Origin of the sequence: Mesorhizobium sp. M0848, from assembly GCF_040319805.1 — a bacterium.
Lineage (GTDB): Bacteria > Pseudomonadota > Alphaproteobacteria > Rhizobiales > Rhizobiaceae > Mesorhizobium.
Window position 1 is genome coordinate 62,827 of record NZ_JAMYOM010000012.1, and the last position, 19,096, is coordinate 81,922.

Annotated in this window: 18 protein-coding genes; 11 read left to right on the top strand and 7 right to left on the bottom strand. The window is 63.8% G+C overall.

From position 1 onward, the window contains the following. The first annotated feature begins 88 nt into the window (after positions 1–88). A complete protein-coding gene (locus tag NKH95_RS15630; protein ID WP_352891959.1) occupies positions 89–1,192 on the top strand; it encodes a histidinol-phosphate transaminase in 1,104 nt (367 codons plus the stop codon). A 108-nt stretch (positions 1,193–1,300) separates the two neighbouring features. Next, positions 1,301–1,672 (top strand): hypothetical protein, encoded by a 372-nt coding sequence (locus tag NKH95_RS15635; RefSeq protein WP_245273087.1) that lies wholly within the window; start codon positions 1,301–1,303, stop codon positions 1,670–1,672. 147 nt (positions 1,673–1,819) lie between these two features. Here the strand turns inward: NKH95_RS15635 and NKH95_RS15640 are convergent, their stop codons facing one another. From NKH95_RS15640 to NKH95_RS15660, 5 genes are all read right to left on the bottom strand, one after another. After that, positions 1,820–2,503, bottom strand: coding sequence for an SGNH/GDSL hydrolase family protein (locus tag NKH95_RS15640; protein ID WP_023809399.1), 684 nt, complete (start codon positions 2,501–2,503; stop codon positions 1,820–1,822). 64 nt (positions 2,504–2,567) lie between these two features. Then, positions 2,568–3,521, bottom strand: coding sequence for an ABC transporter permease (locus tag NKH95_RS15645; protein ID WP_352891961.1), 954 nt, complete (start codon positions 3,519–3,521; stop codon positions 2,568–2,570). Between the two features lie 3 nt (positions 3,522–3,524). Further along, complete coding sequence (locus NKH95_RS15650) at positions 3,525–4,487, bottom strand: ABC transporter permease (RefSeq protein WP_023809401.1); 963 nt, start codon at positions 4,485–4,487, stop codon at positions 3,525–3,527. A 10-nt stretch (positions 4,488–4,497) separates the two neighbouring features. Further along, positions 4,498–6,009 (bottom strand): sugar ABC transporter ATP-binding protein, encoded by a 1,512-nt coding sequence (locus tag NKH95_RS15655; RefSeq protein WP_352891963.1) that lies wholly within the window; start codon positions 6,007–6,009, stop codon positions 4,498–4,500. An 81-nt stretch (positions 6,010–6,090) separates the two neighbouring features. Continuing rightward, the gene (locus tag NKH95_RS15660; protein ID WP_023809403.1) at positions 6,091–7,170 is read right to left on the bottom strand and encodes a substrate-binding domain-containing protein; all 1,080 of its coding nucleotides are present in this window, start codon (positions 7,168–7,170) and stop codon (positions 6,091–6,093) included. A 342-nt stretch (positions 7,171–7,512) separates the two neighbouring features. Here NKH95_RS15660 and NKH95_RS15665 point away from each other — a divergent pair, with 342 nt between their 5' ends. From NKH95_RS15665 to NKH95_RS15705, 9 genes are all read left to right on the top strand, one after another. Then, positions 7,513–8,163: an SGNH/GDSL hydrolase family protein gene (locus NKH95_RS15665; protein WP_023809404.1), complete on the top strand. Its 651-nt coding sequence runs from the start codon at positions 7,513–7,515 to the stop codon at positions 8,161–8,163. A gap of 57 nt (positions 8,164–8,220) precedes the next feature. Beyond that, positions 8,221–9,315 (top strand): ROK family transcriptional regulator, encoded by a 1,095-nt coding sequence (locus NKH95_RS15670; protein WP_352441996.1) that lies wholly within the window; start codon positions 8,221–8,223, stop codon positions 9,313–9,315. 135 nt (positions 9,316–9,450) lie between these two features. After that, on the top strand, positions 9,451–10,143 hold the full coding sequence (locus NKH95_RS15675) for a helix-turn-helix domain-containing protein (RefSeq protein WP_352732807.1): 693 nt from the start codon (positions 9,451–9,453) through the stop codon (positions 10,141–10,143). Positions 10,144–10,146: 3 nt separating this feature from the next. Further along, the gene (locus NKH95_RS15680; RefSeq protein WP_023809407.1) at positions 10,147–11,226 is read left to right on the top strand and encodes an extracellular solute-binding protein; all 1,080 of its coding nucleotides are present in this window, start codon (positions 10,147–10,149) and stop codon (positions 11,224–11,226) included. A 24-nt stretch (positions 11,227–11,250) separates the two neighbouring features. Beyond that, positions 11,251–12,159: an ABC transporter permease gene (locus NKH95_RS15685; protein WP_352441994.1), complete on the top strand. Its 909-nt coding sequence runs from the start codon at positions 11,251–11,253 to the stop codon at positions 12,157–12,159. Continuing rightward, positions 12,156–12,944: an ABC transporter permease gene (locus NKH95_RS15690; RefSeq protein WP_023809409.1), complete on the top strand. Its 789-nt coding sequence runs from the start codon at positions 12,156–12,158 to the stop codon at positions 12,942–12,944. The genes NKH95_RS15685 and NKH95_RS15690 overlap by 4 nt, the downstream gene beginning before the upstream one ends. Position 12,945: 1 nt before the next feature. Further along, a complete protein-coding gene (locus NKH95_RS15695) occupies positions 12,946–14,055 on the top strand; it encodes an ABC transporter ATP-binding protein (RefSeq protein WP_023809410.1) in 1,110 nt (369 codons plus the stop codon). Between the two features lie 29 nt (positions 14,056–14,084). Beyond that, entirely contained in the window at positions 14,085–15,467 is a 1,383-nt protein-coding gene (locus tag NKH95_RS15700) for an NAD(P)/FAD-dependent oxidoreductase (protein WP_352441993.1), read from the top strand. Positions 15,468–15,476: 9 nt separating this feature from the next. Continuing rightward, on the top strand, positions 15,477–15,833 hold the full coding sequence (locus NKH95_RS15705; RefSeq protein ID WP_023809412.1) for a cupin domain-containing protein: 357 nt from the start codon (positions 15,477–15,479) through the stop codon (positions 15,831–15,833). 17 nt (positions 15,834–15,850) lie between these two features. On the opposite strand, the gene NKH95_RS15710 is transcribed toward NKH95_RS15705, so the two are convergent. Together NKH95_RS15710 and NKH95_RS15715 are read right to left on the bottom strand one after the other, a co-directional pair. Next, on the bottom strand, positions 15,851–16,117 hold the full coding sequence (locus tag NKH95_RS15710; RefSeq protein WP_023809413.1) for a BrnA antitoxin family protein: 267 nt from the start codon (positions 16,115–16,117) through the stop codon (positions 15,851–15,853). Between the two features lie 99 nt (positions 16,118–16,216). Then, positions 16,217–19,093 carry a nitrate reductase gene (locus tag NKH95_RS15715; protein ID WP_352891966.1) on the bottom strand — a complete coding sequence of 959 codons (2,877 nt, stop codon included), beginning with the start codon at positions 19,091–19,093 and terminating at the stop codon, positions 16,217–16,219. Positions 19,094–19,096: the final 3 nt, after the last annotated feature.

A 19,096-nucleotide genomic window follows, 5' to 3' on the forward strand; every position in this document is an offset into this window, starting at 1 on the left:
ACTATCAGATCAAGTTGCATATACAAGCATATACAAACTGTTTGGGCTACGGTACGGATGACGAAATCCACCGCAGAGGAGCCCGCCCTTGTCGAAAGCCTCGGATATGGTCCGTACCGAAGTCAACCGCCTGTCGCCCTACAATTCCGGGCTGACAATTGACGAGGTCATGGAGCGATACGCACCGGCCAGAATCGCCAAACTGTGCTCGAACGAAAACCCGCTCGGGCCCAGCCCGACCCTCGCCACGACGATGCATGCCGGCTCCGAGATGTTCCGCCTCTATCCGGACCCTGCCGGGCGCAAGCTGCGCCAGGCGATCGGCGACAAATATGCCGTCACCGAGGACCAGATTATCCTCGGCAACGGTTCCGAAGACCTTCTCTCCGTCATCAGCCGTGCCGTGTTGCGGCCGGGCGACGCGGTCGTCACGCTCTATCCGTCGTTTCCGCTGCATGAGGACTACGCGACGTTGATGGGCGCTACCGTCAAGCGCGTTGTCGTCAACGACGATCTGACCATTAATGTCGATGCGCTGGTCGAGGCGGCGCGCGAGCGGCCGCGCATGCTGCTGTTCTCGAACCCGATGAACCCGGTCGGCAGCTGGCTCTCCGGCGGCGATCTGTCGAGGGTTCTGGATGCGACGAGCGACGAGACGCTGATCGTCATCGACGAAGCCTATGCCGAATATGCCGAGGGCGACGACTATGCGTCGTCCCTGCCCTATCTCGAAAAGCTGGACCGGCCCTGGATCGTGCTGCGGACCTTTTCCAAGGCGTTCAGTCTGGCCGGATTGCGGATCGGCTTCGGCATCGTCGGTGACCCGGAGCTGCGCGCGCTGCTCGACCGCGTCCGCACGCCTTTCAACGCCAACGGCATGGCCCAAGCCGCCGCACTCGCGGCGCTGGCCGACGACGAACACCTCGCCAGGGTCGTCGCGCTGGCCAGGGCGGAGAGAAAACGCGTCGAGACTTTTCTGGCGAGCAAGGGCCTCGACGTCGCCGCCTCCAGGGGCAACTTCCTGTTCTTCAACTGCCGGCGAGATGCTTCCGTGTTCGTCGAAAGCCTGTTGCGGCAAGGCGTCATCGTCAAGCCGTGGAAGCAGCAGGGTTTTGACACCTATGTGCGCGTCAGCATCGGCTCGGCTGCGGAGAACGACCACTTCATGGCCGTTCTGTCGGAGCTGTTGTGAATACACGCTTTGATCGGGATTCGGAACGGACCAGCCAAATTGACCTGCTCCTTGCGGCAGCGAGGTACCAGTTCGGGCACGATGTCACGCTGCGGCGCAATTCGTCGAATGAGGCAGCAGATTTTTTTGAGCTTCAGGCCGACAGCAGGCCTTAACTTTCGCGGCGTGGGTTTTTACATCTCTGGGGTCTGCAAACGATCGACGCTTGAGGAGGCTCCCTTGCAGCAACCAGATGACATCGCCGCCCGCCGATTGGGCATTCTCATCGAGCAATATGTGGAAGCGCGCAAAAAACGATACGGCTATGTGTCGACCGAGCAGGCCTATCGGGCCATCCGGCAGGTCCTCAAACCCGTCATTCCCGACCGCGAACTCGACGACATGGTCGCCTCGCTTGCCGTGAAGAACGGTCTGGCGGTCGTTTTCGACCGCCAAACCAAAGCGTCCGCCGATGACGTAGCTCCGAGGCCAAGCCCCTAGATCGACGCACATCTGCCGGCGCAGGGCGCCATATCAATACGGGGCCAAACGCATCGTTCGGCCCCGCATCGATGTGCATCGCCGGAGGAACCTGCGATACACCTGCGCCGTGGGCCTGTGTGCCGCAAGCCGACGGGCGTGGCGGCTTCAAGCGGCGGTGCTGACCTGGCCCGGCTCGAGGATCGACTTGACCTTGCCGGCCACCGCGCGTCCCAGATCGGCGTTGTTTGCGGCGGTGAAATGAATTCCGTCGACACCGTCCGTGGTGAGGTAATCGCCGGCATTGAGGAAGTCGATCTTCATGAAATCCGCCATCGCCTTGTACTGCCTGGCCAGATCCCTGGATTTTTCGTGCCCGCCGCCGAACATGCCCTCGAACCACGGATCGGGCATCGGGGTCAGCGGCGGCGGCGCAATGACCAGCGCCTTCGGCGCCGGATAAGGCGTGCCGATGCCGCCGGCACTGGTCAGGATCTGCCCGACCAGTTTCGCCATTCCATTGGCGATCTCATAAGGCGTCCGGCGGAAATAAGACTTGGTGTCGTTGGTGCCGAGCATGACAATGACCAGGTCCAGCGGCAGATGGCTGGCGATGGCCGAGGGCAGATAATTGGCCCCGTTCAGGCGCGGATCGTTGGGGTCGTCGAGACAGGTGGTGCGCGCGCTCAGGCCTTCTTCGATGATATGGTAGCCCGCCCCCAGCGCCGCCGACATCACACCGGTCCAGCGCTGGTCATAGGGGTAGCGGTAGGTCGGCGACCCCTCCTTGACCGGAACCCAGCCCCAGGTCAGCGAGTCGCCGTAGCACATGATGTTTTTTGGCGGTGACATCCATGTTTCTCCATCTGTTTGCAATTGTCTGAACGCCGGCGCACTTGCTTTTCGCCGTCTTAAGTCAGGGGTTTCGCACGCGCACTCCGTAGAAGATCGCCGCGCCGAGGATGATGACGCCCTGCGCGATGAGCTTGCCGGGCTCGTCGATGCCGAGCACCGTCATCACCACGAACAGCAGCGCAAAGCACAGCGCCCCGAAGAAGGGCCCCCAGACGCCGCCGTCGCCACGACCGAAGACGACGCCGCCGAGGATCGTTGCCGCGACCGCCAGGATCGGCAGGTCGAGGCCGACACGGACGCTGCCGACGGCGATCGAACCGGTCTGCACCAGGGCCGCGATCGCCGCGATCAGGCCGGCGAGCGTATGCGCCAGGATGACCGTGCGCTGGACCGGCACGCCGGAAAAATGCGCGGCTTCGGCATTCTCCCCGACCGAGGCGACGTAGCGGCCAAAGACGGTCCGCGACAGAAGCAGCCACACCGAAGCGGTCAGCAGGACCCAGAACAGCACCGGCGTCGGAACCGACAGGAATTTCGTGTTGTAGAGGTCGTTGAACAGCTTCGGCACATCGCCGGGCGGATTGCCGCTCGACAGGAACTGCACCAGCCCTACCAGGATGATGCTGACCGCCAGCGTGACGATGACAGCCGACACCCGCCGGCTCCCTATCATGAAGCCGTTGAACAGGCCGATGACGAGGCCGGGGGCGAGCGCCAGCACGACGAAGAAAGGCATCGACGCGCCGGGGAAAGTGCCCGACGAGATGAAATAGTTGATGAGCAGGATGATGCCGCCGCCGGAGAGGTCGATCGACTTCACCCGCATGACGACGAGCTGCCCCAGCACCAGGATGCCGAGCGGGACGATCTGCCTGACGAAGATACCCATGATGTTGAGGTTGAGCATGTTCGGTCGCGCGATCCACAGCGTCGCCAGCAGCACGAGAAAGACAAAATAGGACGGCGGTATGCGCAGCAGGCGCCGGGCGATCGGATTTGCGAGAACGGCAGCCATCTTTTAGAGCCCCATCTTCTTGCGGGATTGCAGCCCGACCACCGCCAGCAGGATGCCGCCCTTGATCGCGGTCTGGACAAAGGGGGAGACGTTGGCGAGGTTCATGCCATTGGCCAGCAGCGCCATGACCAGCGCGCCGATCACCGTGCCGTGCAGGCTGCCTATGCTGCCGGAGAGCTGGGTGCCTCCAAGGGCGACGGCGGTGACGGTGTCGAGTTCGAAAAGCAGCCCGACATTCGGATCGCCCGACACGATGCGCCCGGCCAGGAAGACACCGGCAACGGCCGCGAAACAGGAACAGACCACATAGGCGAGGATGATGTTGCGACGGTCGGAGACGCCGAAATTGCGGGCAGCACTTTCAGCGCCCGAAGCAATGCCGCCGCCAATCGCAAACAGATGCAGCCCGTATCGCGATCCGTAGAGCAGTTTCCACGCTGCCAGGATCACGACGATGCCCCAGAAAACCGGATAGGGAACGCCGAGGAAACTGCCTGAGACGGCATCGATGACGATCTCCGGCACCGTACCGCCGGACACAGGACGCAGGATGCGCGTGATGCCGAGCACGATGTACTGCGTCGACAGCGTCGCGATGATCGGATGGACGTTGAAACGGGTGATCGCCAGGCCGTTGATCAGCCCGATGAGTGCCGCCAGCACGAAGACCGCCGGGATCAGCACGACAGCCGGCTGATCGAGCGCCAGCACCGCCGTGGTGAAGCTGATGACGGAGCCGACCGACAGATCGAGCCCGCCGATGAGCACGACCACCAACTGTCCGATGGCCGCGATGATCAGCGGCATTGCCTGGGCCACCAGGTTGAAGAGGTTTTCGGCCGTGGCAAATTGTGTCGTCTCGACGGTCAGCCACAGCGAAATGAACAAGGCGACCAGCAGTGGCAGGCCCCACAGGCCTTGCCGCGTGTTCCGGCCACTCAGGATGTTGAACAGCGAGCGAACCATGGCAGCCCCCCTAGTGCTGGCGCGCGGAGCCGCCCGTCAGGGCCGCGTCGAGGATCTTGTGTTCCGTCGCCTGCGCCGCCGGCATTTCGGCAACGATGGTGTCGTCGTGGACGACGTAGATGCGATCGCAGAGCCCGATCAACTCGATCGTCTCGCGCGACAGCACCAGCACGGCGCCGCCCTTGGCGGTAAAGTCGCGCAGCAGGTGGTAGATCTCGGACTTGGCGCCGATGTCGACGCCGCGGGTCGGCTCCTCGACCAGCAGAAGATCGAGATCGGCGGCCAGGTAGCGGCCGAGGAGAACCTTTTGCTGGTTGCCGCCCGACAGGGAGCCGACCGGCGCGGACGGCCCTGCCGCCTTTATGTTCATGACCTCCATCATGTGGGCGATGACGTTTCGATACGGCTGCGCCGGCGCGAGTTCGAATCGCCTCGAATGCAATCCGATGGCGATGTTGTTGGCGATCGGCAAAGCGAGGAAGAGCCCCTCCTCCTTGCGGTCCTCGGGAACGAAGCCGACCCTCAGCTGCTGCAAATGGCGAACGCCTGATGATGCCGGGAGCGGCATTTTCAGCGCTTTGCCGTTGACGGAAATCGTCCCGGCGGAGGGATGATAGCGGCCGATCAGCGATCTCAGGAAGCGCTGCTGGCCCTGCCCCTCCAGTCCGGCCAGGGCTACGATCTCACCCTTGTGCAAAGACAGCGACAGCGGCCGCGATGTGTCGGTGATTCTGAGGTTCTCGACTCGCAGGATCTCATCACCCTTATCGCCCGTGCGATCGGGAAAAAGGTCCTGGAGTTCGCGTCCGACCATCATGGCGATGAGGTCGTCGGTGGTGATCTCGGACACCATCCTGGTGCCGACCAGTGCGCCGTCCTTCAGCACCGTCACCGTGTCGCACAGCTCGAAGATCTCCTCCATGCGATGCGAGATGTAGACGATGGCTTTTCCCTTATCGCGCAGCCGGCGGATGTTGCGGTTGAGCACATCGACATCGGCCGCGTTGAGAGCAGCCGTCGGCTCGTCGAGGATAAGCACGCTGGCGTCCGCCTGGATGCAATGCGCGATCTCGACGAATTGCCGCTCGGCTATGGTCAGGTTGGAAACGAGTTGCGACGGGTCGAGCGTGAGGCCGAGTTCGCCAAGCGCCTTGGCGGTCTGGCTTTTCATCGCCCGATAATCGATCGAGCCGAACCGGGTCGTCGGCTCCCGGCCCAGAAACATGTTTTCGGCGATCGACAGATTGGGCAGCAGCGAATGCTCCTGGAAAACGGTCGAAATGCCGGCATCGAGTGCGGCGCGCGGCGATTTCAGATCGAGCTTCTCCCCGTTCATGAAGATCTCGCCGGAATCGGGCTGATGCACGCCCGCCAGGATCTTCATCAACGTCGATTTGCCGGCGCCGTTCTCGCCCATCAGGGCGTGGACGCTGCCCGCCTTGAGATCGAGGGAAACGGAATGGAGCGCCTTGCTCCCTCCGAATGCCTTCGAAATGTGGGACATCTCGATAAGATTGGTCACGAAACCCTCGAACGAACCAAATTCAACACATGGAACGGCCTGCGGGGAATGCTTGTCCACTCCCCGCCAGCCACGGCGCCGTCACTTCTTGCCGTAATATTCCTTGAGCTTGTCCTCGGGCAGTTCGCTCGGCCACCAGACATTGGCGGTCAGGTCGTCGCGATAGTATTTTTTGGCCTTGTCCTGGTCCCATCCGTCGGGATTATAGACATAGCGTTTGTAGAGCTGCTTGCCTTCCAGAAGGGCAACAGCGGCGCGCACGCCGGCCGCACCTTGGGCGGGGCTGTATTCCGGCGAGATCGACTTGAACCCGTCCGTGATCCACTGGCCGAAATAGCCATTGTTGCCCTCGCCCGAAATCGGCGGAACGGGCGTGCCGAACTGCTTGAAGACATCGACGCAGGCGCGCGTCATGTCAGCGCCGGACGACCAGATGCCGTCAACCTGTGGGTTGTTCAGATAAAGCGTCTCGCACAGCTTCTTGGCCTTGTCGTACTGCCAGTCACCATGCTCCTCGGCGATGATCTGCACATGCGTGCCCTTGAGCGACTCCAGGAGTCCGTTGTAGCGGTTGGTGTCTTCCGGATGTCCGGCCAGGCCACGCAGGACCCAGATCTTGCCGTTGTCGCCGACGGTCTTGACCAGCCAGTCGCCCATCACCTTGCCGAAATGCTCGGCGCCGCCCTGGATTTCGGTGGTGTAGGCGTCGGAATCGATGCGACCGGTGTGGAGAATGACGGGAATGCCGGCGGCGACCGCCTTGGCGATGCTGGCATTCGCCGATGTGCTGGTCACCGGCTGCACGATGATCGCGTCGACATGCTGCGCAATCAGGTCCTCGATATCAGCCACCTGCTTCTTCTGGTCGAAGCCGGCATCGAGCAGGATGAATTTCGAGATGCGCTTGTCCTTGGCCGCGGCATTCTCCGCCTCATGCGCCACCTGTACCGTCCACGTGTTTGCGTTGACGCCGAAGTCGCTCATTCCGATGACCCAGGGCGGGTCCTTCTTAAACGCACCGGCCGCGGTCATGCGCGTGTCGTCGGGGCGCGGCGCGACGCCGTCCATCAGCTTGATGTCTTCCGCATGCGCCAGGGACGTCACGGCAAGCGTGGACGCAACTAGCATCCCCAGGCCGACGGTTTTCAGCAATCCTAACATTCAACTCTCCTCCTTGTGGTTGCCCCGGCCTACGAATTCGTATGGCCGGCCGTACGAATGTGTACTGCCGCGAGACGCTCTCCCGATGCATGCTCGTCGTCGCAAACCGACCGATGCACGCAATTCTCCCGTCCCCGAACACATGCGTGTCGAGGCCCAACCCGGGCTGGACGATGGTGACGGTTGAGAACTCCTCCGGCACTTTAGAAGCACAGCGGATTCGCCCTGTCAATAGTTAGTCATGTTGAATGACTATTCCCTTGCTTGCCTTTCACCGCTCCGCTATCCATCATGAATGGCGCTCGCCGGCTTCGGCGCGCTGTCAGTCCCGGCGGGAAAAACATGCGATCAGTCTTGTGCTACGGCGACTCCAACACGCACGGCCAGATCCCCGGCAGGGGGCCGCTCGAGCGCTATGGGCCGGGTGAACGCTGGCCGGGAATATTGCGTTCTCAGCTAGGCCCCGACTGGTATGTCATCGAGGAAGGATTGAGCGGCCGCACCACCGTCCACGACGACCCGATCGAGGGCGCCCACAAAAACGGCAGAACCTATCTTCGCCCCTGCCTGCAGAGCCATGCGACGCTCGACCTCGTCATCATCATGCTCGGCACCAACGACCTGAAGATCCGCTTCAACAAGCCGCCGTCGGAAGTGGCGATGGGGATCGGCTGCCTCGTCTATGACATCAAGGAGCTGGCGCCTGGGCCAGGCGGCTCGACGCCCGAGATCATGATCGTGGCGCCGCCGCCGATGCAGGACGACGTCAAGGAATGGAAGTCCATCTTCGCCGGTGCGCCGGAGAAATCGCGCCTGCTCGCGCTCGAGTTCGAGGTTCTGGCGGACTCGCTCGAACTCCACTTTTTCGATGCCGGCTCGGTGGTGTCGTGCAGCGAAGCGGACGGCTTTCACATCGATGCCGAGGCGCACAGATTGCTGGGCACCGCACTTGCCCGCGCGGTCGATGCCATCGGCTGGAGCCGCTCGACATGAGCAACACTAAAGCCACCGGGCAACGAGCTCCAACCGACGGGGCGACCCTTGCCTGACATGAGATTCGCACCACCCAACCCCTTGCGCATCGCCGATCGTGCGAGCGGGCTGAATGCGTTGAGCGTGCGCAGCTACAATGAGCGGCTGGTGCTGTCGCTGCTGCTTCAGAACGAAGGCATCTCGCGGATGGAAATCGGCGAAAAGACCGGCCTGTCGGCGCAGACGGCCTCGGTCATCGTCCGTTCGCTCGAGCAGGAAGGCCTGGTCTCGCAAGGCGAGGCGCAGCGCGGCCGCGTCGGGCCGCCCACCATCCCGCTTTCGCTCAACCCGGAGGGCGCCTATGCGGTTGGCGTCGGCTTCAGCCGGCGCAGGATCGACATCGCGCTCATCGACTTCATCGGCACGGTGCGCTTCCACACGCAGTTGCCGGCGGATGAAGCCAATCCCTTTCCGCAAAGTAGCGAGCTGTTCGGCGCGATCAGGCAAGCCATGACCAGCCTGCCGGTCGAGGTGCGCAGCCGGGTTGCCGGCATCGGCCTGGCCGTTCCCGACGATGTCGACACCATGGCTGCAACCCGCAGCGGATCGAGCACCTCGCTGAAGGCCTTGCAGGCCGAGATCGAGGAACAGATCAAGCTGCCGGTTTTCGTGCAGAACGACATCACCGCGGCAGCCGGCGGCGAGAGCATGTTCGGCGTCGCAAAGCCGCTCAACGACTATCTGTTCTTCTATCTGGGAGCACGGCTGCAGAGCAGGCTCATCCTCAACCACCAGATCTACAAGGGAAACTCCAGCGCCAGCTTCGATCATGGCCTGATGCGCCTGGAGAGCGAACTGGCCATGCGCGGGCGCCCGTCCGAAATCATCTGGAGCAGCAGCCCTGAGTGGCCTGACCTCGGCGAGGCCTACAGCGAATGGCTGGGGGAATGCTCCAACCGCCTGAAAGCCTCTATTTCCGCACTGACCCAGTTTGTCGAATTCAGGACGGTCGTCCTGTCCAGCTATGCGCCGCAGAAGATCGCCAAGACCTTGTGCGCCGACATCAGCCGGGAATTCCCCGGCATCGAAGCGCTGCCCGCGCGGGTCAGCATCAGCCCGAAGGCCGTCGGCGCGGCAAGCCTGCCGTTCAGTTCGCGCTTCATGATCCAGTGATCGAGCCGAACCGGCGTTGCCGGTCTGCCGATCATGCACCCTCCGCAGGTCCATCGATGACTTTCAGGTGACCAAGCGAATCTACTTGCCAGGACGCCTCACTTAATAGCATGTTAAGTGAACCCTGAGATCACCATGAAAATCGCTGCGGATCACGCACTCAATGACAATGCCGCAACCAGCGCCGAAGCGCGCCGCTCGACGGTATTGGGCGATCGCATCAAGGCCTATCGCACCACGCGGCGCCTGACGCTGCGCCAGCTCGGCGACATGATCGGCACCACCGCCAGCTTCCTGAGCCAGCTCGAGCGCGGCCTTTCTGGCGCCAACACCAGCACGCTGATGCTGATAGCCAACGCGCTCGGCATCAGCCTCGCCGATCTTTTCGACGAATGCGAAGTCTCGCCGCACGCGGTGCTGACACGCGCCGAGCGGCCGGCGCTGCCGACCAGCGAGGGCTACCGCAAGACGCTGCTGTCGCGCCGGCCGATCCGCGAGATGGAAGTCTATTGCGGCGAGTTCGCCGTCGGCGGCTCCACCGGCGACGTGCCCTACACCCATGGCAACGCGAGCGAGATGTTCCTCGTGCTGCGCGGACGCGTGCAACTGACGCTCGGCGACGAGAGCTTCACCCTCGAAGAGGGCGACAGCATCGAATATTCGACCTCGACGCCGCACCGGACGATCAATGTCGGCGATACGGTGGCCGAAGTGCTGTGGATCATCGCACCGCCGACAAGCGGCGCTGTCGACCTCGATCAATATGTAGCCCGGAAAACGCTCGCGCCCGGCCTGCCAAAATCAAACAGCGAGCCATCGGAGGGTTAGAAAATGGGAAGCAGATCAAGATTGGCCGGATTTGTCGGCGCCGCCGCACTGGCCTTGCTCGCAGCCGCCGCTCACGCGCAGAACGCGCCGCCGGCCGGAACCGTCGTCGACGGCTCGTTGAAGGGCAAGACGCTGACCTTCGTCTCCTATGGCGGCATCTACCAGGACGGCCAGGTCGCCGCACTCAAGGAATTCGTCGACAAGAGCGGCGTCAAGCTTTTGAACGACGGACCGACCGAAATCGCCAAGCTTCAGGCGCAGGTCGAATCAGGCAATGTGACCTGGGATGTCGTGGACACGGACGATTTTCCGCCCTTCGTGCATTGCGGAAAACTGTTCCAGAAACTCGATCTGACCAAGCTCGACATCTCGCACATCCCGCCCGGACAGGTCGGCGAATGCAGCGTGCCGGCGATGAACTACGGCATGGTCCTGATGTATAAGAACGACACGTACAAGGACAATCCGCCAAAGGACTGGAAGGATTTCTTCGACACCGCGAAATTCCCCGGCACCCGCGCCATCGACGGCAGTGGCAGCCCGCTCGGCGGCCTGATCGAACAGGCCATCCTGGCCGACGGCGGCAAGGTCGACGCCATGACGCCTGCCGATATCGACAAGGGCATCGCCAAGATAAAGGCGATCGGTCCCGACACCATCTTCTGGAAGACCGGCGCAGAATCCCAGCAGCTTGCCGAATCCGGCGAGGCCGACATGATCATCATGTGGACCGGCCGCGCCATGACGGCGGTCAAGAATGGCGCTGCCTATACGCCGGTGTGGAAGGACTGGCTGGTCGTCATGGATCAGCTGACCATCCCGGTCGGCGCCAAGGACACCGATGCCTCCTACGCGCTGATCAACGCCTATCTCGGCAAGAAGTCGCAGGAGATCCTGACCGAGCAGACCTCCTACTCGCCGATCAACAACGAGGCACAGCCAAAGGTCGACGCGTCCGTCGCCGCCTTCCTGACCAACACGCCGGACCACGCCAAGCTCGGCTATCAGCAGAACATCAAGTTCTGGGTCGCCAACTTCGCCGCCGCGTCCGACAAGTGGACGGCGCTGATGGCCGGCAACTGAGCCGGCTATCACTGAGGTGACGGCGTGAGCCAGACATCGCATACGCCGACGGCCGGGGGTGATCATTCCCGGCCGTCAGGTGCCGTGCAGGGGCCGCAGCGGCGCCTGCGCCTTGCCGCCTATCCGTCGCTGCTGGCGATGCCGGCCCTGGCTCTGCTCATCGCCGCTATGGGCTATCCCTTGCTGACCGTCACGCTGCGCAGTTTTTCGGATCCGGCCTGGGGCCTGCAGAACTACGTCTGGTTCTTTTCCACCCCGGTGAACGTCACCGTGCTGTGGCGCACCTTTTCCATCGCCGCCTGGGTCACCATCGTCTGCGTCATCGCCGCCTATCCCTATGCCTATCTCATGACGGCGGTCGGGCCGCGCCTGCGGCTGGTCCTCATCTTGTGCGTTTTGGTGCCGTTCTGGGTCAGCGGCGTGGTGCGCACCTTGGCCTGGGTCATCCTGCTGCAAGATTCCGGCATCATCAATTCGGTGATCAGGCTGCTCGGCTTTGACGGCGTGAAGCTGATCCGCACGCAGACCGGAGTCGTCATCGGCATGGCGCAGGTGTTGCTGCCGTTCATGATCCTGCCGCTCTATTCGGTCATGCGCGGCATCGATTTGCGCCTCGTGCAGGCGGCGCGCAGCCTTGGTGCGCGCCCGGCACGCGCCTTCCTGGAAATCTATCTGCCGTTGTCGCTGCCCGGCGTCTTCGCCGGCGCCATCATCGTCTTCATCCTGTCGCTCGGCTTCTACATCACGCCGGCCCTGCTCGGCGGCCCGCGCAGCACCATGCTGTCGACGCTGGTGCAGAGCCAGGTGCTCAGCCTGCTCAACTGGGGCCGAGGCGGCGCCATGGGCGTCGTCCTGCTGGTCGCGACCTTCGTGCTGCTGGCGCTCGCCGCACCGCTGATGCGCCAGCGCCACAAGCAGGCGTCCAGATCATGAGACAAACGCCGTTCCGCATTCTGCTCGGCCTGTTCTGCCTGCTGGTCGCCGTCTGGCTGGTGATGCCGACGCTGGTCATCATCCCGATGTCGTTCAACGAGAAGAAGTCGCTCGCTTTCCCGCCGTCCGGCTTCTCCTGGCAGTGGTACGCGAATTTCTTCACCAATCCCGATTGGCTGTCGAGCTTCTTCAATTCGCTCAGGGTCGCGGGCCTCGTCGCCGTTGCCGCCACGCTGATCGGCACGCTGGCGTCGCTTGGCCTCAGCCGCATGAAACATTCCGGCGCCGGCCTGCTGCGCGCCATCCTGATCACGCCGATGATCGTGCCCGGCGTGGTGCTGGCGATCGGCATCTATGCCGTTTACCTCGACTACCAGCTTGTCGGCACCACCACCGGCTTCGTCATCGCGCACACGATGCTGGCGATCCCCTTCGTCATCATCGCCGTATCGGCAAGCCTCGAAGTCTTCGACGTGCGGCTGGAAACGGCGGCGGCCAGCCTCGGCGCCAACCGCTTCACCACATTCCGCACCGTGACCTTGCCGCTGATCGCGCCCGGTATCCTGTCCGGGCTTTTGTTTGCCTTCGTCACCTCCTTCGATGAAATCATCGTCGCGCTGTTCATCACCAGTCCCTACCTCAAGACCTTGCCGGTGCAGATCTTCACCAGCATCACCCGCGACGCCGACCCGACGGTGACGGCCGTCGGAACCATCATCTTCATTGCCACGACGCTGATCATCAGCGCCGGGCTGATTATCAGCTCGAAATCGACGAGGAGTTGAGATGACTGCGAGGGAACGTGGCGCGGCCATCGACATCAAGGGCGCAACCAAGCGCTACGGCAATTTCACCGCGCTCGACGATGTCAGCCTGCATATCGAGCCCGGCGAGTTCATGACGCTGCTGGGGCCCAGCGGCTCGGGCAAGACGACCACGCTCAACGTCGTTGCGGGCTTCACCGACCTCACCGCAGGCGATCTTGCCGTCGGCGGCAACAGCATCGTCGCCCTGCCGGCGCACAAGCGCAACATCGGCGTCGTGTTCCAGCACTACGCGCTGTTTCCGCACATGACCGTCGGCAAGAACGTCGCCTATCCCCTCACCTTGCGCGGCATGGACAAGCAGGCGCGCGACCGTCTCGTCGTGCGAGCGCTGGACATGGTCAAGATGGCCGATTTCGCGCATCGCTATCCCTCAGAGCTTTCCGGCGGCCAGCAGCAGCGCGTGGCGCTGGCGCGCGCCATCGTCTTCGATCCGCCGCTGCTGTTGATGGACGAACCGCTCGGCGCGCTCGACAAGAAACTGCGCGAATGGCTGCAGCTGGAGATCAAGCGCATCCACCGCGAACTCGGCACCACCTTCGTCTATGTGACGCACGACCAGGAAGAAGCGCTGGTTCTGTCCGACCGCATCGCCGTGTTCAACCAGGGGCGCATCGAACAGGTCGGAACCGGCCGCCAGCTCTATGACGAGCCGACGACCTTGTTCGTGGCCAAGTTCATCGGCGAATCGACCAGTTTGCGTGGCACCGCCCAGACGTCAGGAAACGAGACCAGCCTGACGATCGCCGGCCAGAAGATCGTGGCCAACGGCAAGCTTGCCGGCGGAGGCAAACCGGTGGTCCTGCTGCGGCCGGAAAAGCTCTCGCTTGCCGGCACCAACACGCCTCCCGCCGCCGGGCAGAACAGCCTCACCGGTGAGGTCAGCGAGGCGATCTATCTGGGGTCGGGTTCGAAATACCAGGTGACGCTTCGCGATGGCTCGGTCGCCATCGTGCGCTCGTCGCTGGAAGCCACACCGTTCTCGATTGGTGACACGGTCGATCTGCGCTGGTCGGTAGTCGATGCAAAACTTCTTGCCGACGACGATCGCGCCGACATGACGATGACCTGATCGCTCTTTTCCCCGCAGGATTTTTAGACATGGACGCCAAAGTCAACGGCAACGTCTCGTTCTGGTATGCCGACATGGGGCTGCCGGCCTATCGCGCGCCGCTCCCGGGTGACCTCGAAGCCGATGTCTGCATCGTCGGCGCCGGCTACACCGGCTTGTGGACAGCTTACTATCTGAAGAAGGCCGATCCTTCGATCCGCATCGCCATCGTCGAAAGGGAGTTCGCCGGCTTCGGCGCGTCGGGCCGCAATGGCGGCTGGCTGTCCGGCGGCTTCAGCTGGTCGCGCGAGAAATATCTGCGGACCTCGACGCGCGGCGCCGTCATCGACATGGAAACCGCCATGCATGGCACGGTCGACGAAGTGATCGCGGTGACCGAGGCCGAAGGCATCGATGCCGACATCCGCCGCGTCGACAATCTGACGGTCGCCACCAACCCGCCGCAGCTCGAACGGATCAAGGCCGCCTATGCCGATGCGATCGGCTGGAGCGTGCCGCAGGACCGCGTCAGCCTGATTGGCCAGGCAGAGGCCAAGGCCCGCATCAACATCAAAAATGTGCTTGGCGGCTATGTCCACCACGGCACCGCGCGCGTGCAGCCGGCCAAGCTGGTGCGTGGGCTCTCCGAAGCCGTCGAGCGGCTTGGCGTGCCGATCTACGAGCAGACCACCGTGACCGGCATCGAGAAGGGCAAGGTCACGACGAACCGCGGCACCGTGCGCGCGCCGATCATCATCCGCGCCACGGAAGGGTTCACGGCCGGCATATCAGGCAATGAGCGGCTCTGGCTGCCGCTCAACAGCGCGCAGATCATCACCGAGCCGCTGCCTCAATCGCTATGGGACGAGATCGGCTGGGAGGGCCATGAGCTTCTCGGTGACGCCGCGCACGCCTATTGCTATGCGCAGCGCACCCGGGAAGGCCGCATCACCATGGGCGGGCGCGGCGTGCCCTATCGTTACGGCTCGCAAACGGATGTGCGCGGCCAGACGCAGCAGGCCACGATCGAAAGCCTGCACGCGATCCTCACCCGGCTTCTGCCGCAGACAGCCGGGCTTCGCATCGACCACGCCTGGTGCGGCGTTCTGGGCGTGCCGCGCGACTGGTGCACGACATCAGGCCTCGACCCTGAAACCGGCATCGGCTGGGCCGGCGGCTATGTCGGGCTCGGCGTCTCAAGTTCCAACCTTTCGGGCCGCACGCTGCGCGACCTTATCCTGCGCCGCGACACCGAACTGACCCGCCTGCCATGGGTCAACCGCCAGGTGAGCAAATGGGAGCCCGAGCCGATGCGCTGGCTCGGCGTCCACTCGATGTATCAGCTCTATCGCGTCGCCGACGAGCGCGAGGAAGCCGGCCTCCAGCATACGTCGAAACTGGCCGCAATCGCCGACCGCATCACAGGACATTGAGAGACCGCCATGACCGACTTCCAGACCTTCGCCCATCTCGCTTCCATCGACCTCGGCGAGCCTGAGCCCAAGCCGACCTCGATCAGCGGCGATCAGCTCGAAGCAGCGAAGACGCTGTGGACCTCGCCTGACGGCACACTGGAAGTCGGCGTCTGGGAGTGCACGCCGGGCCGCTTCACCGCATCGCGCGAGAGCAATTCCGAAACCTGCCACATCGTGTCAGGTCGGGTCTCGCTGCATGGTCCCGATGGCCGCAGCGAGGACGTCGGTCCGGGCGAAATGCTGGTGCTGCCGAAAGGCTGGAAAGGCGAATGGACGATCCACGAGAAGACGCGCAAGCTCTATATCCTGCACTTCGAGGCGTGAGCTGACTGGAACAGCCGCTACTCGTCGTCTGAACGATCATCCTCGGCAACAACAGGCTTGCCTTCTATCGCCTGCCGCAAGGCGTCGTTGATGCGGTCCTGCCAGCCCGGCCCATCCTCCTGGAAGTGGTCCAGCACGGCGCGATCGATCCGGATCGAAACAAGCTCCCTGACGCCTGGAGCGGCGGAGGGCTCACGAACCGGCGCGGCCGGCTTCTTCACCGGCTTGAAAGCCGCCTCGGCGGCCGTCATCGGATTTGTCGGTCGACGCGGGGGATTTGCCATCGGATGACCCTGACTGAAGACGATTCGTGCACGACGTGGCACGCTTGCGCCACCATAGCCCAACCAGCGCCGTCGCGCAGGCCCCTTTGGTCGGGACAATCACTCGGCTGCTTGAAGACTCTGCGCGTCGATGATGACCCTGATCTCGGCGCGGCAGGAGCCGCAATTCGTGCCGGCATGCAGGGCCGTGCCGATCGCCGCAACGCTGCCGCAGCCGCCGCGCACCGCTTCCGCGATCTGGTTGGCGCCGACGCCGAAACAGGAGCAGACGATGGCGCCGCGGTCGACGTCGATCCCGCCCGGTCGTCCGGCTACGATCGCCAACCTGCCGCGCCGGTCGACATGATCGGCACTCAACTGTTCCGCCGCCCAGCCGCGCGACACGGCGACCGGGCCGGGTGCGACGAACAAGGCGGCTGACAGTTGATCGCCGTCGAAGGCGGCGATGCGATGCTGGCCGGCGTCGCGGTCATGATAGGCGAGCATTTCCGCACCCGGTGACACGCCGAACAGTGACCCGGCAAAGCCAGCCCAATCGATGTCGTCTTCGGCAAAGGCAAGCTCGACCCGCCAGCCGCCCTTGCATTTGGCCACGGCCCAGTAGGCCGCGGTATCAGGCTCAGGCCTGCGCCGCGTCACCGCAAAGCCAAAGGCCTTTGCGGCGAATTTCTCGATGCGGGCGGCGACATGTTTCAGCGCCGGCTGGCCGGAAATGGGATCGGTCAGCGGCGCGGTCAGCGTGTCGAGCCGGCCCCTTGCCGCAAACTGATCGGTCCAGTGCATCGGCGCAAACAGGCTGCCCTGGCGCTGGCGCGCCGTCACCAGCGCGCGCACCAGCACGTCGCCGCGCGGGCTGGAAACCCGCGCGATGTCGGCGTCGCCGATGCCGAAGCGCTGCGCATCCGCCGGGTGGATTTCTACGAAGGGCTCGGCGATGTGCTGCGACAAACGCGGGCTTTTGCCGGTTCGCGTCATGGTGTGCCAATGGTCGCGGATACGGCCGGTATTGAGGATCAGCGGATAGTCCGGGCTGGTGCGGACTTCCGTGGTGGGGCGGATGGCGATGAAGCGCGCTTTGCGGTCGGGCGTGTAGAAATTGCCGTCGGCGAAGAAGCGGGTGGTGTTACCTTCCAGCCTCTGCCCGGCCCGAAGATGCTCGTCCGACTGATGTCGAGCTTGAGCACCCCCCTCTGTCCTGCCGGACATCTCCCCCGCAAGGAGGGAGATTGGCAGCTTTGATGCTCGCATATCTCCTGCATTGTTTGTAATTGGCGAAGGCCGTGGTGGCAGCCGATCTCCCCCCTTGCGGGGGAGATGGCCGGCAGGCCAGAGGCGGGTGGCTGGGCTCGGCGCCGGCCATTGGAACGGCTCCAGCGCCTCATACTCCTCCGCATCAACCCCGGCATAAGCACCAATATCGAAATCCCGCGCGCCATCATTCTCGAATCCTGACAGCGCGGCATGCTCGGCAAACACCTCCCCTGGCGTCGCATAGGAAAACGCCTCGCCAAACCCCATCCGCTTGCCGACCTCAGCGACAATCCGCCAGTCGGGCCTTGCCTCGCCGGGCACGGGCAAAAACGCGCGCTGGCGCGACACACGGCGCTCTGAATTGGTGACGGTGCCATCCTTCTCGCCCCAGGCGGCGGCGGGCAGCCGGACATGGGCGTGGCGGACGGTGTCGGTCTGGGCCAGCACGTCCGACACCACCACGAACGGGCACGCCTTGATCGCCGCCTCGACGGCATGGGCGTCCGGCATCGAATCGACCGGGTTGGTGGCCATGATCCACAGCGCCTTGATCCGCCCGTCGGCCAGCGCCTGGAACATCTCGACTGCCTTCAGGCCGGTTTTTTCGGCCACAGTCGGCGCGTTCCAGAAGCGCTGCACGCGGTCGCGATGGTCGGGGTTTTCGATCTCCATATGCGCGGCCAGCATGTTGGCCATGCCGCCGACCTCGCGGCCGCCCATCGCGTTGGGCTGGCCGGTCACGGAGAACGGCCCTGCCCCTGGTTTGCCGATACGGCCGGTGGCGAGATGGCAGTTGATGATGGCGTTGACCTTGTCGGTGCCGGATGACGACTGGTTCACACCCTGGCTGTAAACCGTCACCGTTTTCGCCGTTGCCGCAAACAGGCTGTAGAAACGGCCAAGCTCGTCCTCGCTCAGGCCCGTGGCGGCAGCGACGCCGGCCAGGTCGAGCGCGGAGGCCGCGAAAAGCGCTTGCCCGAAGCCGGTCGTGTGCGTCGTGATGTAGGCGCGGTCGAGCGCATTGTGCTGGCCGAGATAAGCGAGCAGCCCGTTGAACAAAGCGACGTCGCCATCCGGCGCGATCGCCAGATGCATGTCGGCGATGTCAGCGGTCATGGTGCGCCGCGGATCGACCAGGACGATCTTCATCTCCGGCCGCTTTTCCCGGGCAGCCGCGATGCGCTGGTAGAGCACCGGATGGCACCAGGCGAGATTGGAGCCGACCAGCACGATCAGGTCGGCCAATTCCAGATCCTCATAGGTTCCCGGCACGGTGTCGGAGCCGAAAGCGCGGCGGTGGCCGGCGACCGAGGAGGCCATGCACAGGCGCGAATTGGTGTCGATGTTGGCCGAGCCGACAAAACCCTTCATCAGCTTGTTGGCGACGTAATAGTCCTCGGTCAGCAACTGGCCCGAAACATAGAAGGCGACCGCATCCGGGCCATGCTCGGCGATGGTTTGCGAGAAGGTCGAGGCGACAAGGTCGAGCGCCTCGTCCCAGCCGGCGCGGCGGCCGTGGACCTCCGGATGCAGCAGCCTGCCGTCGAGGTCGATGGTCTCGGCGAGTGCCGAGCCCTTGGAGCAGAGCCGGCCGAAATTGGCCGGGTGGTCGGGGTCGCCGCGGACGGACACCTGCCCGTCCGCGGTGGCCTTCGCCAGCACGCCGCAGCCCACCCCGCAATAGGGGCAGGTGGTCCTCACCTCGCGCGCTTCGTCGATCTCCATGGG